This is a genomic window from Bradyrhizobium sp. IAR9 (assembly GCF_013408065.1).
In the GTDB taxonomy this organism is placed as follows: Bacteria; Pseudomonadota; Alphaproteobacteria; order Rhizobiales; family Xanthobacteraceae; genus Bradyrhizobium.
Genome location: NZ_JACBZW010000003.1, coordinates 166,903 through 182,328, shown reverse-complemented (window position 1 = coordinate 182,328; position 15,426 = coordinate 166,903). Strand labels below are relative to the sequence as shown.

General features: G+C 65.6%; 11 protein-coding genes and 1 riboswitch. Of the genes, 3 read left to right on the top strand and 8 right to left on the bottom strand.

Features of this window, described 5'->3' with window-relative positions:
- Window positions 1-104 precede the first annotated feature (104 nt).
- Window positions 105-1,856: a gamma-glutamyltransferase gene (gene ggt / locus GGD67_RS09870; protein ID WP_179732432.1), complete on the bottom strand. Its 1,752-nt coding sequence runs from the start codon at window positions 1,854-1,856 to the stop codon at window positions 105-107.
- 100 nt (window positions 1,857-1,956) lie between these two features.
- Here ggt and GGD67_RS09865 point away from each other — a divergent pair, with 100 nt between their 5' ends.
- The gene (locus GGD67_RS09865) at window positions 1,957-3,342 is read left to right on the top strand and encodes an MFS transporter (protein ID WP_179732430.1); all 1,386 of its coding nucleotides are present in this window, start codon (window positions 1,957-1,959) and stop codon (window positions 3,340-3,342) included.
- A 114-nt stretch (window positions 3,343-3,456) separates the two neighbouring features.
- Here GGD67_RS09865 and purH read toward each other — a convergent pair whose 3' ends face one another.
- The 3 genes from purH to GGD67_RS09850 form a co-directional block, all read right to left on the bottom strand.
- Entirely contained in the window at window positions 3,457-5,049 is a 1,593-nt protein-coding gene (purH, locus tag GGD67_RS09860; RefSeq protein WP_179732428.1) for a bifunctional phosphoribosylaminoimidazolecarboxamide formyltransferase/IMP cyclohydrolase, read from the bottom strand.
- Between the two features lie 25 nt (window positions 5,050-5,074).
- A riboswitch (ZMP/ZTP riboswitch) is annotated at window positions 5,075-5,156 on the bottom strand.
- Window positions 5,157-5,214: 58 nt separating this feature from the next.
- The gene (locus GGD67_RS09855) at window positions 5,215-6,933 is read right to left on the bottom strand and encodes a heparinase II/III family protein (RefSeq protein WP_179732426.1); all 1,719 of its coding nucleotides are present in this window, start codon (window positions 6,931-6,933) and stop codon (window positions 5,215-5,217) included.
- A gap of 157 nt (window positions 6,934-7,090) precedes the next feature.
- The gene (locus GGD67_RS09850; RefSeq protein WP_179732424.1) at window positions 7,091-8,437 is read right to left on the bottom strand and encodes an RsmB/NOP family class I SAM-dependent RNA methyltransferase; all 1,347 of its coding nucleotides are present in this window, start codon (window positions 8,435-8,437) and stop codon (window positions 7,091-7,093) included.
- Window positions 8,438-8,626: 189 nt separating this feature from the next.
- Here GGD67_RS09850 and GGD67_RS09845 point away from each other — a divergent pair, with 189 nt between their 5' ends.
- Window positions 8,627-8,836 (top strand): DUF1674 domain-containing protein, encoded by a 210-nt coding sequence (locus GGD67_RS09845; RefSeq protein ID WP_018323592.1) that lies wholly within the window; start codon window positions 8,627-8,629, stop codon window positions 8,834-8,836.
- 50 nt (window positions 8,837-8,886) lie between these two features.
- Here the strand turns inward: GGD67_RS09845 and cysC are convergent, their stop codons facing one another.
- The 4 genes from cysC to GGD67_RS09825 all read right to left on the bottom strand — a co-directional run bounded on the left by cysC (window position 8,887) and on the right by GGD67_RS09825 (window position 14,643).
- Window positions 8,887-10,782, bottom strand: coding sequence for an adenylyl-sulfate kinase (cysC, locus tag GGD67_RS09840; RefSeq protein WP_179732422.1), 1,896 nt, complete (start codon window positions 10,780-10,782; stop codon window positions 8,887-8,889).
- Entirely contained in the window at window positions 10,782-11,744 is a 963-nt protein-coding gene (gene cysD / locus GGD67_RS09835) for a sulfate adenylyltransferase subunit CysD (RefSeq protein ID WP_179732420.1), read from the bottom strand. Before cysD ends, cysC begins: the two co-directional genes overlap by 1 nt.
- Before the next feature lie 5 nt (window positions 11,745-11,749).
- A complete protein-coding gene (locus GGD67_RS09830; RefSeq protein WP_179732418.1) occupies window positions 11,750-12,769 on the bottom strand; it encodes a sulfotransferase family protein in 1,020 nt (339 codons plus the stop codon).
- A gap of 155 nt (window positions 12,770-12,924) precedes the next feature.
- Window positions 12,925-14,643, bottom strand: a complete 1,719-nt coding sequence (locus tag GGD67_RS09825; protein ID WP_179732416.1) for a methyl-accepting chemotaxis protein — start codon at window positions 14,641-14,643, stop codon at window positions 12,925-12,927.
- Window positions 14,644-14,824: 181 nt separating this feature from the next.
- Between GGD67_RS09825 and GGD67_RS09820 the strand changes: the two genes are divergently transcribed.
- On the top strand, window positions 14,825-15,415 hold the full coding sequence (locus tag GGD67_RS09820) for a thermonuclease family protein (protein ID WP_018323597.1): 591 nt from the start codon (window positions 14,825-14,827) through the stop codon (window positions 15,413-15,415).
- Window positions 15,416-15,426: the final 11 nt, after the last annotated feature.

The following is a 15,426-nucleotide window of genomic DNA, read 5'->3' as shown; positions in this document are numbered from 1 at the left end:
GTAGGCCCAGTACGTCCGGCGCTCCGGCGTGTTCATGTCGCGATAGCACGCGTGACAGCGAGAGCTAGCGGATCCGCGCTCCCGTTGCCATGCAGATGACGTTGTTACTGCCCCGCAGCTTCTGCGCCCCGCGTGCGCGGATCGGGCGCGCCGAGCGGTCCGTTGGGTGTCACGACAATCGAATTGACCGACGTCTGCCCCATCGGCTCGACGATGACGTGGCCCATCGCCTTCAGCTTATCCAGAACATCGCTGGGAAAGCCGCTCTCGACACGCACTTCATCGGGCAACCATTGGTGATGCAGCCGTGGCGCTGCGACGGCGGCCGCAACATCCATCTGGTAGTCGAGCACGTTGACGACGACCTGCAACACGCTTGAAATGATGCGGCTGCCGCCGGGCGAGCCCGTCACCAGCACCGGCTTGCCGTCCTTCAGCACGATGGTCGGTGACATCGAGGACAGCGGCCGCTTGCCGGGGCCCGGCAGATTGGCCTCGAAGCCGACGAGACCGTAGGCATTGGAGGCGCCGATTGCGGCGGTGAAATCGTCGAGCTCGTTGTTGAGCAGCACGCCGGTGCCGTCGGCAACGAGGCCCACGCCGTAGCTGAAGTTCAGCGTATAGGTGTTGCTGACGGCATTGCCGCGTCCATCGACGACGGAGAAATGCGTGGTGTTGCTGCCCTCGCGCGGCGAGGGAGCCGCGGAAACGAGCTCCTTCGACGGCGTGGCACGCTCGGCGGAGATGCCGGCGCGCAGCTTGGCGGCGTAGTCCTTCGCGACGAGCGTCTCGATCGGTGCGTTGACGAAGGCGGGATCGCCGAGATAGCGCGCGCGGTCGGCATAGGCGCGCTTCATCGCCTCGATCAGAAGATGCAGCGATGCCGGCGATCCCTGCTTCAGATCGGCAAGCTGAAAGCCCTCGAGGATGTTGAGCGTCTCCACCAGCACGACGCCGCCCGACGAAGGCAGCGGCATCGACACGATGTCATAGCCGCGATAGGTGCCGCGCACCGGCGTGCGGGTCACGGCCTGATAGGCCTTCAAATCGGCTGGCGTCATGATGCCGCCGGCGTCCGTCACGGCCTTGGCGAGCTTTTCCGCGACCGGTCCCTCATAGAAGCCGCGTGGCCCCAGTGCGGCGACGGCCGACAGGGTTTCAGCGAGATCGCCCTGCACCAGCCTGTCGCCTTCACCGATCGGCGTGCCGTCGGGCCGCGAGAAGATTTTGGCCGAAGACGGCCAGCGAGCCAGCCGCCGGTGCCAGGCCGGCATCGTGTCGGCCATGTCGTCACCGACGACGAAGCCGTCGCGGGCAAGCGCGATGGCGGGCGCGAGCAATTGCGCCAGCGTGAACTGGCCGGAGCCGTATTTTTCCAGCGCGAGGGAAAGACCGGCAACGGTGCCGGGCACGCCGACGCCGAGGGCGGAATCCCGTGACTTCGCAATATCGGGCTTGCCGTCGGCGCCGAGGAAGATTTGCGGCGTGGTCGCTGCCGGCGCCGTCTCGCGGTAATCGATCGTGATGTCTTCGTTGCGGTCCGCGGAATGGATCACCATGAAGCCGCCGCCGCCGATATTGCCGGCACGCGGATAGGTCACGGCCATCGCAAAGCCGGTCGCGACCGCAGCATCGACCGCATTGCCACCGCTCCGCAGGATATCGGCACCGATCTGCGCGGACATCTTCTCCTGCGCGACGACCATGCCGTGCTCGGCGGCGACGGCGCGCACCGCGTCAGGCGCGGCTGGGACATAGGCCCGTCGCGCATCCTGGGCGGCTGCCGGTGACAGACCAAACGCCAGGGCGGCTATGAAGGCGAAAAATGTCCGCCTTGTCGAATATGACGACATCATCAAGCTTCCGCCGTGGCTTCGAACCAGTTCACATGCCTCGCTGCAATGCTATACGGTTTGCCCCAAGAGAGGCAAAACTGTTCGTGATGAGGACTGCGTGATGACGACGATCGCCCCGGATGTGCGCATGGCCGGCGTGGCGCGGACCTATCCGCGGCGCGCCGCCGTCGTCAGCTGGATCTTCTTCGACTGGGCCGCGCAGCCTTATTTCACGCTGATCACGACCTTCGTGTTCGCGCCCTATTTCGCCACCAGCATTGCGCCGAACCCCGCCACCGGCCAATCGCTGTGGGGATTTGCGATGGCGGCCGCGGGCCTTGCGATTGCGTTGATGTCGCCCGTGCTGGGGGCCATCGCGGACGCCTCGGGCCGCCGGAAGCCGTGGATCGCGGGGTTCGGTGCGCTGCTGGTGGCGGCATCCTGCACGCTGTGGATCGGCAAGCCCGGCGATCCCTCCATTATTCCGCCCCTGCTCACCGCAGTCGCGCTCGCCAGCGTTGGCGCGGAATTCGCCACCCTCTTCAACAATGCGATGATGCCGACGCTGGTGCCGCCGGAGCGGATCGGACGGCTCTCCGGCACCGGCTGGGCCACCGGCTATGTCGGCGGGATCGTCAGCCTGATCATCGTGCTCGGCTTCCTCGCGGCCAACCCGCAGACCGGCCGCACATTGCTGGGCTTCACGCCGCTGTTCGGGCTCGATCCGGTCAGCCATCAGGGCGATCGCATCGTGGGGCCGCTGACCGGGTTGTGGTTCATCGTCTTCGTGACACCGCTGTTCCTGTTCACGCCGGATTATCCGGCGAAGCGCCCGGTGCGCGAGGCGTTGCGCGAGGGGCTGTGGGAGCTGAGGCAATCGATCAGAGGCTTGCCGCAACAGAGATCGCTGGCGGCATTTCTGCTCGCCAATATGATCTATACGGATGGTCTGGTGTCGCTGTTCGCCTTTGGCGGCATCTACGCCGCGGGCACCTTCGGCTGGCACACCATCCAGATCGGCACCTTCGGCATCATGCTCGCGATTGCCGGTGCATTTGGCGCATGGTTCGGCGGCAAGCTGGATGATCGTCTTGGGCCGAAGCGCGTCATCGCCGGCAGCCTGCTCGTGCTGCTGCTGTCCGTGGCGGCGATTCTCCTGGTCGACAAGGACAGCGTGTTGTTCATCAAGGTCGCGCCGCCGCAAGCAGACGCTCCCTTGTTCTCGAGCGCGGCCGAGCGCGCCTATCTCGTGCTGGGCTGCCTCATCGGTGCGGCCGGTGGCCCCCTCCAGGCGGCCTCACGCACGCTGCTGATTCACCTCGCTCCGAAGGACCGCATCGCGCAGTATTTCGGCCTGTTCGCGCTGACCGGAAAGGTGACGTCCTTCATCGGACCGTTGCTGATCGGCATGATCACGGCGGTGACCGCGAGCCAAAAGGCCGGCATGGCCGTGCTGGTGGTGTTCTTCGTCGCGGGGCTAGGGCTGTTGATGCGGGTGCGGGATTAGCCGCGGGCCTTCGTAGCCCGGATGAAGCGCAGCGCAATCCGGGAAACCTGTTTGCGTAGAGGCGCTGACCCGGATTGCGCTGCGCTCCATCCGGGCTACGCTTGTGGTGAAGCCTCAGTGCCGGAAATGCCGCGTGCCCGTGAACACCATGGCGATGCCGTGCTCGTCGGCGGCCTTGATCACCTCGTCGTCGCGCATCGAGCCGCCGGGCTGAACCACGGCGGTGGCGCCGGCCTCGATGCAGGCGAGCATGCCGTCGGCGAAGGGGAAGAACGCATCCGACGCCACCACCGAGCCCTTGGTGAGCGGCTCGGCGAGCTTCAGCTCGTTCGCCGCATCCTGGGCCTTGCGCGCCGCAATCCTCGCTGAATCGACGCGGCTCATCTGGCCGGCGCCGATGCCGACGGTGGCGAGATCCTTGGCGTAGATGATGGTGTTGGACTTGACGTGTTTTGCGACCCGGAACGCAAACTTGAGGTCACGCATTTCAGCGTCGGTCGGCGCACGCTTGGTCACGATCTTGAACGTCATGTCGTCGACGACGGCGTTGTCGCGGCTCTGCACCAGCAGGCCACCGGCGACCGTCTTGGCGGTGATGCCAGGCGCGCGCGGATCGGGCAGGCTGCCGGCGAGCAGGAGGCGGAGGTTCTTCTTGCCACCGATGATGGCGATCGCTTCCTCGGTGGCGTCGGGCGCGATGATCACCTCGGTGAAGATTTTTGTGATCTCGCGGGCCGTATCTGCGTCCAGGGGGCGATTCATCGCGATGATGCCGCCGAAGGCCGAGGTGGAATCGCAGGCCAGCGCCTTGCGATAGGCGTCGACGAGGTTTGATCCCTCCGCGACGCCGCAGGGGTTGGCGTGCTTGACGATGACGCAGGCGGCGGTGCGCTTGGCGTCGAACTCACCGATGCATTCATAGGCGGCGTCAGTGTCGTTGATGTTGTTGTAGGAGAGCTCCTTGCCCTGGAGCTGCCGTGCGGTGGAGACGCCCGGGCGCTTGTCGGGGGTCGCGTAGAACGCCGCGGTCTGGTGCGGGTTCTCGCCGTAGCGCAGCGATTGAATCAACTTGCCGCCGAAGGCACGGAAGTCGGGCGCGTCAATCTCGAGCTGGCGATTGAACCAGTTCGAGATCGCGGCATCGTAAGCGCCGGTGCGCGCATAGGCCTTCGCGGCAAGCCGCCGCCTCAGTTTCAGCGTGGTCGCGCCCCTGTTGGCGGCGAGCTCGTCGAGCACGGCCTTGTAGTCATCTGCCTCGACGACAACAGCGACGTCATCATGGTTCTTGGCGGCGGCGCGGATCATCGCGGGGCCGCCGATGTCGATATTCTCGATGCAATCCTCGAAGCCGGCGCCTTTGTCGACGGTCGCCTCGAACGGATAGAGATTGACGACGAGAAGATCGATCGGCGCGATGCCGTGCGCCTTCATCGCGTCCGCGTGCTCCTTGTTGTCCCGGATCGCGAGCAGGCCGCCATGCACCTTCGGATGCAAGGTCTTGACGCGGCCGTCCATCATCTCGGGGAAGCCGGTGAGGTCGGAAACGTCCTTCACCTTGAGGCCGGCCGCGGCGATCGCTTTTGCCGTGCCGCCGGTCGAAACCAGCTCGACATCATGGGCGGCGAGCGCCTTTGCGAATTCGATCAGGCCGGTTTTGTCGGAGACGGAAAGAAGCGCGCGGGTGACGCGGCGGGGATGGTCAGTCATGAGCAAGATCCTCTGTCTTAAGGAGTGTCTATGCCCAGGCGCGCGGCAGATATGTGTCGCGCTTCCCGATGGTGCTCCATCCAAGGTCGCCAGTCGCGCGAGCGAGGGCTCGATAGCAGTTTTCGGCGTGCTTCACAACGATCAGATGGGGCCGAATCCGCGCGTTTACAGCGGAAGTTCCGGTTCGCGCCGGGCGTTGCGGCGGGCATTGGTGACGGTCGGCGATGCCGTGGAGCGGACAAAGCTCCAGCGGATCGAGGGCGCCTGCCGCGCGTCCTGCCGGATCACGATCTGGGCAGTGCGGCGTGGCCCGTCATTGCCGGCCAGGAACACGCTGTCCTCGAGATCGACCTTGTCGTCGAGCGCCTCGAAGGTCCAGACGTCGCGGTTCGGCAGCACCAGCATGACGCCGCGCGCATCCGACAGCCGGCTCGCCTTCACTGCCGGATGCAGATGGAAGCGCAGCGCAAAGTCAGCGTCGGCGCCCTTGAAGCGTCCGCCCTGCGGCGGCGACAGCGTGTCCTCGCCGTCGATGCGCGCGCCATCATTGGCGATCATCAGCACGCGGCGGTGGATCGCGCCGAATTTGGAAAGATAGCCGTCATGCGAGGTCGTGAGCAGCGTGCCGTTCTGAACGATCTCCCGATAGCTCTCGACCTCGACGGGCCCGCTCGTGACCGGCGAGCCGTGCAGGAGCCGCTTCATCGCCGACATCTCGACGAACTGGCACGACGAAGTATCGTGATAGGTCAGCGTCGAATGCGCCGCGGTGCCGCGGGCGAACGGCCGCCAATTGTCGCGGCCCGTGGTCGGCATGCCGCAATTGGTGACGATGCGGCTGATGCCGGAAGACAGTTCGAACGACAGGCAGCCTGCGTGGGCGTCGTGGCTGACGCCGGCCGGCGGCGGCGGGCCGGTGTCGATGATCACAGTGGTCTGGCCGGCATCGAGGCGCTGAAAACCGGTATGCGGCATGTTTGCCATCGGCGCGCCGTGGGTGTCGTCATAGGCGAGCAGCGTTGCGAGCAGGTCGGACGATGTCGCGCTCATGCCGTTGAACAGCGCGAAATTTCCGTCGCCGTGGCGGAAGAAGCGCAGCATCGGCATCATGCGGTCGATCGCGTTGAGCAGCGCCGGTGGCGGCGCGATGTTGCGCGCAGCAAACGTCTGCCGCAGCGGCAGCAGGTCGATCAGGAGTTCAATCAGCGCCCCCGGATTGCGCGAGATGTGTCCGCCGTCGGGCAGGATCTGCCGCTGCAATTCGTCCGACAGCTTCTTCGATGCGCTGCGGATCTGGCCGGCCTGGTTGGCAAGGCACAAGGCCGCATAGCACAGCGCCATCAGCACCTGGAGCTTCGGCACCCCGTCGGGAATGTTGACCATGGTGTAGCGCAGGAAGCGGATCTCGCGCGCGAGGGCGCGCAGGTAACGGCGGTAGAACTTGTTGTCGGTCTCGTTGAGCACCAACGGCGCCTGCGACAGCAGCGAGATCACGCGCCGGGCCAGCACGTCGGCACGTCGCGCGACCGGCCGGCGCTTGTTGGCGGGGTTGGCGATCCAGTCCTCGATCAGCGCGCGCGCATTCGCCCGTGTCAGCGCGGTGTCGGCGGCGCGCAAATGGCGCAGCCAGCCGAAGCCGAGCAGCGCGACTTCCCAATCCTCCGACGGCGGCTCGAGATCGAAGATCGAACGGCCGTGGCAATTGACGATCTTGCCGGCGAAGACGAAGCGGCCGGCATAGATTTCGGCGGCGCGAGTCGCATCCGCGGTGCGCAGATCGTGCGGCGCGATGATCAGCCGATCGGTGCGGCCGGGCCAGACCCGCGACAGCGCAACGGAACCGCCGCTCGCGCGCGCGAGCATGTTCCGCGCGAAGCGGTTCATGACCAGCGTCGAGATACGTCTGCGTTGAGCGACCGACACGCTTTGCCTTGAAGGGGGAGAGGATTCCGACGAATCCCTATTAATCCCAAAATCGGACGTCTGACACCACCTTGAACGTGTGCGAATCAGCGTCGCGGCCGCAAAATCCGGTGCAAAATCAGGATTTAACGAGCCGGGTCGCGAAAAATCCGTCGAGGCCGCCGAGCTTGGGATCGGCGTTCGGCAGATGGCTGGGCAGGGTGCGCAGATCGCCGTCCCCTGTGATGATTTCGTCCAGGCCCGCGACTTCCGACGCCTCGATCGGGACGCGGCGAAGCGCAGGCTCGCTCGCCAGCAGCGTCGCCACGGCCTGCTCGCCCTCTTCGGGTTCCAGCGAGCAGGTGCAGTAGACCAGCGTGCCGCCCGGCTTGAGCAACGATACCGATCTTCGCAGCAGCCGCTGCTGCAGCACCGTCATGGCGGTGACATCGGATTCCTGCCGCAGCCACGCCACATCGGGATGACGGCGGATCGTGCCGGTCGACGTGCAGGGCGCATCGATCAAAATACCGTCGAAGCCTTCGGCAGGGCCGGCCCATTCCACGGCGTCAGCGACGACGGTCTCGGCCTGGAGCGACAGCCGCGCCAGGTTTTCACGCAGCCGCGTCACCCGGGCCGGCGAGCGGTCGATCGCCGTGACCTGCGCGCCGGCATGCACCAGTTGCGCGGTCTTGCCGCCGGGGGCGGCGCAGAGATCGGCAATGGACTTGCCCTTGACGTCGCCGAACAACAGGGCCGGCAGCGCGGCGGCGGCGTCCTGCACCCACCATTGTCCCTCGGCGAAGCCGGGCAGCATGGTCACCGAGCCGTGCAGCAGCATCCGCACCGTCCCGGTCGGCAGCGTCTCGCCGTGCAGGCGGCTCGCCCATTGCGCGGCATCGGATTTCACCGTGAGATCGAGCGACGGCTCGTGGCCGAGCGCCAGCGCCATCTCCCTTGCGGTTGCTTCGCCATAATGCGCGCTCCAGCGCGCGAGCAGCCATGGCGGCAGATCCAGCGATTGCGCGGCGACCTCCTCGACCAGCGCCGTGCCCTCGCGCGCGCAGCGGCGCAGCACGGCATTGACGAGGCCGGCATAGCGCGCGGCGCGCCGGTCGGATTGCACCAGGCGAACGGAGAGGTCGACGGCCGCGTGATCCGGCACGTCCATCCAGAGGATCTGCGCCGCGCCGATCAGGAGCGCGCTTTGCGCGCGCGGCGCATCGGAGGGGATGCCCTTGTCGAGCAGGCGGGACAGTACATGGCCGAGCGTGCCGAGCCGGCGCAGCACCGTGGCGACCAGGCGCCGCATCAGCGCGCGGTCGCGGTCGGCCAGCGTCTTCAGTGCGGGATGGGCGCCGCTGCCGTCGAGTTGGTCATCGAGCGTACGGTGCTTGTGCAGCACGCCGTCGACGATGTCGGCGGCAATCCGTCGCGCCGCGAGACCGGGCACTTCGGACGGAGGGGCGAAACGTTGAGATGGCATGCGGAAGCAAGGTTCTGAGCGAGCGGCAGTTCCGCCGCAATGGGCGCATGCCTTGAGAACCCAATCTCTGGCACGCGAATATGCCAAATGTAAGAATCGCTTCCGGCTTTTTCAGCCCTTCCGGGCCGATTTCAGGAATGCGTTATTGGACATCGCGTTGCGGCTCGTCCTGCGCTAGAAAGCCTGGCGATGAATGATCAGCCTCCCGTTTCCGACCGCAAGCAGCTCACGCCGGCAGCCAAGCGCGCGCTGGCCGAAGCCGAGGCGCGCCGGCAGGCCGCGGCCGTGCAGGCCAAGGAGTACGGCAGGGCGGCGCCGAAGGAATTGCAGGGGCCCAAGGGACCCGAGCCGACCCGCTACGGCGACTGGGAGCGCAAGGGCATCGCCTCCGACTTCTGAGCGATCGCCGGTCCGAAGGCTGTCCGCCCTTGCTGCTAAAGGTCTTGCCACTAAAGGTAATGATTCTCCCTGAGATAGCGGATGATGCGCTCGCAGGCCGCGTCAGTCGACATTTCTGACGTGTCGACCGTGATCTCCGGCGCCTGCGGCGTCTCGTAGGGATGATCGATGCCGGTGAACGACGGCAGCTCTCCCGCCCGTGCCTTGCGATAGAGCCCCTTGGGATCGCGATGCTCACATTCGGCGAGCGGGGTCGCGACATGGATCTCAATGAACTCGCCTGTCTCGACCCGCCCGCGCGCCAGCTCGCGCTCGCTGCGGAACGGTGAGATCAGCGCGACCAGCGCGATCATGCCGGCGTCGACGAACAGCGCTGCGATCTCCGCGGTGCGTCGGACGTTCTCCGCCCTGTCCGCGGTGGAGAAGCCGAGGTCGCGGTTGATGCCGTGACGGAGATTGTCGCCGTCGAGCAGTACGGCGTGGCGTCCGAGTTCGGCAAGCCTGCGATCGACGAGATCGGCGATTGTCGATTTGCCGGCACCGCTCAGCCCTGTGAACCAGAGCACGCAGGGCCGCTGCTGCTTCAGCCGCGCCCGCACGGATTTGTCGACGGCAAGCCGCTGCCAATGAATGTTGGTGGCGCGGCGGAGCGAGAGATCGATCATTCCCGCGGCGGCGGTGCGGTGGCTGATCGGATCGACGAGAATGAAGCTGCCCATGTCGCGGTCGTCGCGATAGGCCTCGAACACCAAGGGACGGTCGAGGCTGAGATGGGCGTAGCCGATCTGGTTGGCGTCGAGTGTGGCGGCGTTTTCATGCGCCATGGTGTCGATGGCGATGCGGTGCTTGAGCGTCGTGATCACCGCGCCGGTCGAGGCCGCGCCGCATTTGAGCAAATAGCGACGGCCCGCGACCATGGCCTCGTCGTCGAACCAGACCAGATGCGCCGCCAGTTGATCGGAGACCTGTGGCGCGGGTCCCGTCGTCAGCACGTCGCCGCGACTGACGTCGATCTCGTCGGTCAATGTGAGCGTCACCGATTCGCCCGCCGCAGCCCGATCGCGCTCGCCGCCGGGCGTGAGAATGCGCGCGATGCGCGTCTGGCGGCCCGAGGGCTGCACGGTGATGGTCTCGCCGGTCGCGATCGTTCCGCTGGCGATCCGGCCGCAGAAGCCGCGAAACTCGGCATGCGGCCGGTTGACCCATTGCACCGGCAACCGGAACGGCCGCTGCGAGACATCGCCGGAAACGTCGACCGATTCCAGATAGGCCGTCACCGTCGGCCCGGTGTACCAGGGCATCCGCGCGCTGGCCGTGACGATGTTGTCGCCGTCGGGTGCGACGACCGGAATGCACTGGACCTGCGGGATTCCGAGCTGTCCGGCCATGGTCAGGTATTCGGCAGTGATGGCCGCAAAGCGATCCCCGGCGAATCCGATCAGGTCCATCTTGTTCACGGCGAGCACGACGTGACGGATACCCAGCAGCGACAGGATGCGGCTGTGGCGCCGCGTCTGCGTGATCACGCCCTTGCGGGCATCGACCAGCACCACGGCGAGATCGGCGTTGGAGGCGCCGGTCGCCATGTTGCGCGTATACTGCGCATGTCCCGGCGTGTCGGCGACGATGAAGCGGCGCAGCCTGGTGGCGAAGAAGCGGTAGGCGACGTCGATCGTGATGCCCTGCTCGCGCTCGGCCTGCAAGCCGTCGACCAGCAGCGCGAAATCGAAATCGCCACCGGTGGTGCCGATCGTCCGGCTTTCGGACGCCAGCGCGTCGATCTGGTCGTCGAGCAGCGTCTTGGAATCGTAGAGCAGCCGGCCAACCAGCGTGCTCTTGCCGTCGTCGACGCTGCCGCAAGTGACGAAACGCAGCGTCGGACGATCATCCTGTTCGAGCCGCGGCGCACCGGAGGCGGCGATCGTGGGGGCCTCGTGATAGGACATCAGAAGTAGCCTTCCGCTTTCTTGCGCTCCATCGATGCGGCACTGTCCCGGTCGATCATGCGTCCCCGCCGCTCGGAGGTGCGCGAGGCCATCATCTCGCGCACGATGTCGGGGAGCGTTGCCGCAGTCGAGACCGTGGCGCCGCTGAGCGGATAGCAGCCGAGGGTGCGAAACCTGACGGAGCGCCATCGCGGCTCTTCGCCTGCAAGCAGCGGCATCCGTTCGTCGTCCACCATGATCAGCGCGCCGTCGCGCTCGACCACCGGGCGCGAAGCCGCCAGATAGAGCGGAACGATCGGGATGTCCTCGGTGAGGATGTAGTCCCAGACGTCGAGCTCGGTCCAGTTCGACAGCGGAAACACCCGCATACTCTCGCCGGGTGCGAGCATCGTGTTGTACAGGCTCCACAGCTCGGGCCGCTGGTTCTTCGGATCCCAGCGATGCGCCGCGCTCCGGTGCGAAAACACGCGCTCCTTGGCGCGCGATTTCTCCTCGTCGCGCCGCGCGCCTCCGATCGCGGCGTCGAAGCCGTGGAGGTCCAGCGCCTGCCGCAACGCCTGCGTCTTCATGACGTCGGTGTAGCGGGCTGAGCCGTGGGTGAAGGGGTCGATGCCCTGGCTCAAGCCGTCATTGTTGGTATGGACGATCAGGTCGATGCCGAGTTCGCGCGCGCGGCGGTCGCGAAACGCGATCATCTCGCGGAATTTCCATGTCGTGTCGACATGCAGCAGCGGAAACGGCGGCTTGCCGGGATGAAAGGCCTTCATCGCCAGGTGCAGCAGCACCGAGGAGTCCTTGCCGATCGAATACAGCATCACCGGCTTGCGGAATTCGGCCGCCGTCTCCCGCAAGATGTGGATGCTTTCCGCCTCCAGGCGCCGGAGATGGCTGGCGGCGTGAAGCGGCTCGCGGCCGGTTCTTTCAAGGAGGGCGGGCTCGGTGCTCGTGGGAATGTCCAGCATGCTGATCACGCGGCCTCGGCGAACCATTCGCCGAACAGATGCGCCGACGTTGAGGCATTCAGGCCGAGGTCGCGGACGCACGCCGCAACCGAAGCTCGATAGGCGTCATTGACCCCGCAGCGCTCCAGAATCTCCAGCTGAGCTTCGCTCATCGAGGCCGTCGCGCGACGCTGGTAGCGATAGGCGCTATCGGAGGTGTGCAGATTGGGCACCTTGTAGATCGTCGCTTCGCTCGGGAAGATGACGCGCGCGTTGTTTGCTTGCACGTCTCCCGGTTCCTGCCATGACGTCACGGCATTCTCGGTAAAGCTGTTCGAAAGGCCGAGGCGGTCGAACAAGACGCGCACCGACGACAGGGCCTCCTTGCTTACCTCGTAGACGTAGTGCGTGACGGGAACGCCGTGTCGTTGCGCGTAACTTGCGACGCGGGCCGCGCTGAGTGCGGCAACGACATAGTGCCGCAGCAATGTGTCTTCGGGCGCGCGCGAAATCAGCTTCTCGAGCCATGACGCCAGCGAACTCGCCGGCTCGCGGTCGAGCATGATGAGATGCAGACGGTGGCGCGGATAGCCTGCCTCGACCAAGAGCTGCAGCGGATTGAACAAGCTCTCGGCAAGGACGTAGGGCCCGATCGTTTCCTTGCTGAAGATGTGCGGCTCGTCGCTTGCCGAGGGGATGATCCAGGGCGCCAGCGGGCGGCCGACGAGCGCGTCGCGCAGGATCGCCTTCAGCGGTTGATAATATGAAGGCATGCCGGTCATGCCGAACAGATTGCTGAGGGCGGTCGATCCGACTCTGGCCTTGCCGCATGCAAAATAGAGCATCGGAAAGTCCTGCGCCGGACGATGCAGGAAATCCTCGGCAAGGCAGTCCGTCACTTCACGCATCAACGTCGCGAGCGTGACGGCTCTGGTCTGGAATTCGCCCACCGGCGACAGCAGCATGGTGTCGAGGGAACTATGCTGCTGCCGAACGAGATCGGCCATTCGTTCGAGCGAATCGGCGGAAATTGCGTCGATGTTCATGTCGGGGGCCCACTGCAGGGAGTTCCACGAACGATTGCTCGTGGTATATTTTCCAACCTACAGTTGTCGGCGGTACCGGACAATTCCGGGGAATCCCGGAGGCGCTATCCATATGCGACGAGCATTGAAGAAGTGCTCGTCGCCGCTACGCCGTTTCATGCCGCGCGCACGGTGGTGAGGAACTTCTCGACTTCCGTCTTCAAGAGGCTGCTTTCACTCGACAGCGAGCGCGCCGATGCCAACACCTGCCCCGACGCCGCGCCGGTCGCGCTCGCGCCGTGACTGACCTGGGCGATCTTGTCTGCGACTTCGACGGTTCCCTTGGCGGCTTCGCTGACGTTGCGCGCAATCTCGGCCGTCGCTGCACCCTGTTCTTCGATCGTCGCTGCAATGGTGGACGAAATGTCTGAAATGCGGGCGATGGTCGCGCCGATTTCCTTGATCGCTCCGACGGAGTCCTCGGTTGCCGATTGCATGCCGGCGATCTGCGCGCTGATCTCTTCGGTCGCTCGCGCGGTTTGCGCCGCGAGCGCCTTCACCTCGCTCGCCACGACTGCAAAGCCGCGGCCGGATTCGCCGGCGCGCGCCGCCTCGATCGTTGCGTTCAGCGCCAGGAGGTTGGTCTGTTCGGCAATCGCGGTGATCAATTTGACGACGTCGCCAATTCGGCCCGCCGCCTTGAGCAGTTCATTGATCCGGACGTCGGTGCGCTCGGCCTGCCTGACCGCTTCGCTGGCGATGCGGCTGGAATCGTGGACCTGGCGACCGATCTCGACGACCGAGGTGCTCATTTCCTCGGCGGCGGACGCGACCGCTCCGACATTGGTGGACGCTTCCTCCGAGGCCGCCGCGACCATTCCGGAGAGTTCCTGGGTCTCTTCCGCGGTTCCCGACAGCGTACCGGCGGCCGCCTCGAGCTGCTGGGAGGCTGCTGACACGGAGTCGATGATGCCGCCGACCGCGGCCTCGAACACGCCGGCGAGCTGGGCCATTTCTTCCTTGCGCTGAGCGGCCGCAGCGGCTTCCTGATTCTTCTGTTCGACCTCCATCTGCTCGATACGGATCAGGTTTTCCTTGAAGGTCTGAGCCGCGCGAGCGTTGTCGCCGACTTCATCGCCGCGGCGCGTGTAGGGAATCTCGACCGCCTTGTTGCCGCCGGCGAGCTGGAGAAGCACGTCGCCGATGCGCCGGATCGGCCGGGCGATGTTCGACACGGAAAAGACGGCGGACCCGATCAACGTCAGAACGACGAAGACGCCGACGATCAATGCGAAGGTGGCGACGCGGTCGAGTTCGGCCAGCATCTCGCCCTTGCGGCGCGCCGCGAATTCGTTGGCAACGCCGACCAGATCGTCGATCCGTTTGCTGACTTCCAGGGCTGCCGGACGCATACGCTCTGCGAGAATGGTTGCCTTCGTCGAGTCTGCCGCAGTCCTGGCGCCGCCCGAGGGGGCGCCAATGACGGACTTTTGCGCCCCCGCCAGTTCAATGCCGCTGGCCAGATACGCATCGACGAATTTCTTGGTCTCACGATAGGCGTCCTGGGTGACCTTGCGGGTCGCCCGGTCGGTCGCCGCATCGATTTCCGCGCCGGCTTCGCCTGCTCGCGCGCGGAGATTCTCGAGGAGCTTGTCAACCTCTCCGGCTGACGAGGCGGAGCTGATCTCGAGAGCTGCGAGCTGCGCCCGCGCCATCGCCGTCTGCGCCGCTTGCGCATTGCCTTTGTTGAGATAGTTGATCGTGACCAGGCGATTGGATTCGGCGATCGACCGGTTGCCGAGCATCTGGTTGGTCAGCATGCCGCAGACCAGCACAACGCTCACGCCGGTGACGATGCCGAGCTTTGTTCCAATGCGAAACCTGAATGACCCCACCGCTCTCTCCTCGCGTTGCTGTATAACAGGTATTCGCAACCAATGATTGAGATTTGGGTAATATTCGCGGATCTCCAGTAGAACTACGGCCGACGTATCCGACAATGGAATTTTCCTGCATGGTTCCGCTATGTGCGCGCTCGTGCTTTGAGTTCCCCCGACTCTGTCCTAGCGTGAGTTGATGCGTTTCCAGGACCGACCCAATCCCTATCGGCCGCAATTCGGCGGCTCGCCGTTCGGTCGGCGCTTCTCCGGATTATTGCCGTGGATGTTCGTGGTGGGCATCGCGCTGGCCGTCGTGCTCACCTTCCGCCACGGAATGGGCTGGCTGATTCCGGACACGGATGGCGATCGCACGCGGAACGCCGAGATCGTTCTCGAGCAAGCGCGCCATCCCGATGTTCGCGAGCCGGTCGACGTCATTCGCACCGTCGACGGCGACACCTTTCTCGCGCGGGTTCGTCAGCGCGGCGGCCGCGATCTCGTCGTGCGGGTTCGGTTGCGCGGCATCGACGCGCCCGAGATGAAAGCGTCTTGCCGGGAGGAGCAGGACAAGGCCGAAGCCGCGGCCCGCGCATTGCGCGATCTGCTCGGTCAGGGCGACGTGACGATCGCCAATCTCGGCCCTGACAAATATGGCCGCGTTCTCGCCGACGTCGCGACCCGGCGGACTGCGAACGTTTCGGCGGCATTGCTCGCCGGCGGTTTTGCGCGAAGCTACAATGGCGGCCATCGCGACGGCTGGTGCGCGCGCAGCTGGCGATTCTGGTAACAAAAAAGCCG

What these genes read in the sequence shown, in the direction of transcription:
- ggt (WP_179732432.1), bottom strand. Translation starts at nt 1,856, where the DNA reads ATGATGTCGTCATATTCGACAAGGCGGACATTTTTCGCCTTCATAGCC.
- GGD67_RS09865 (WP_179732430.1), top strand. Translation starts at nt 1,957, where the DNA reads ATGACGACGATCGCCCCGGATGTGCGCATGGCCGGCGTGGCGCGGACC.
- purH (WP_179732428.1), bottom strand. Translation starts at nt 5,049, where the DNA reads ATGACTGACCATCCCCGCCGCGTCACCCGCGCGCTTCTTTCCGTCTCC.
- GGD67_RS09855 (WP_179732426.1), bottom strand. Translation starts at nt 6,933, where the DNA reads ATGAACCGCTTCGCGCGGAACATGCTCGCGCGCGCGAGCGGCGGTTCC.
- GGD67_RS09850 (WP_179732424.1), bottom strand. Translation starts at nt 8,437, where the DNA reads ATGCCATCTCAACGTTTCGCCCCTCCGTCCGAAGTGCCCGGTCTCGCG.
- GGD67_RS09845 (WP_018323592.1), top strand. Translation starts at nt 8,627, where the DNA reads ATGAATGATCAGCCTCCCGTTTCCGACCGCAAGCAGCTCACGCCGGCA.
- cysC (WP_179732422.1), bottom strand. Translation starts at nt 10,782, where the DNA reads ATGTCCTATCACGAGGCCCCCACGATCGCCGCCTCCGGTGCGCCGCGG.
- cysD (WP_179732420.1), bottom strand. Translation starts at nt 11,744, where the DNA reads ATGCTGGACATTCCCACGAGCACCGAGCCCGCCCTCCTTGAAAGAACC.
- GGD67_RS09830 (WP_179732418.1), bottom strand. Translation starts at nt 12,769, where the DNA reads ATGAACATCGACGCAATTTCCGCCGATTCGCTCGAACGAATGGCCGAT.
- GGD67_RS09820 (WP_018323597.1), top strand. Translation starts at nt 14,825, where the DNA reads ATGCGTTTCCAGGACCGACCCAATCCCTATCGGCCGCAATTCGGCGGC.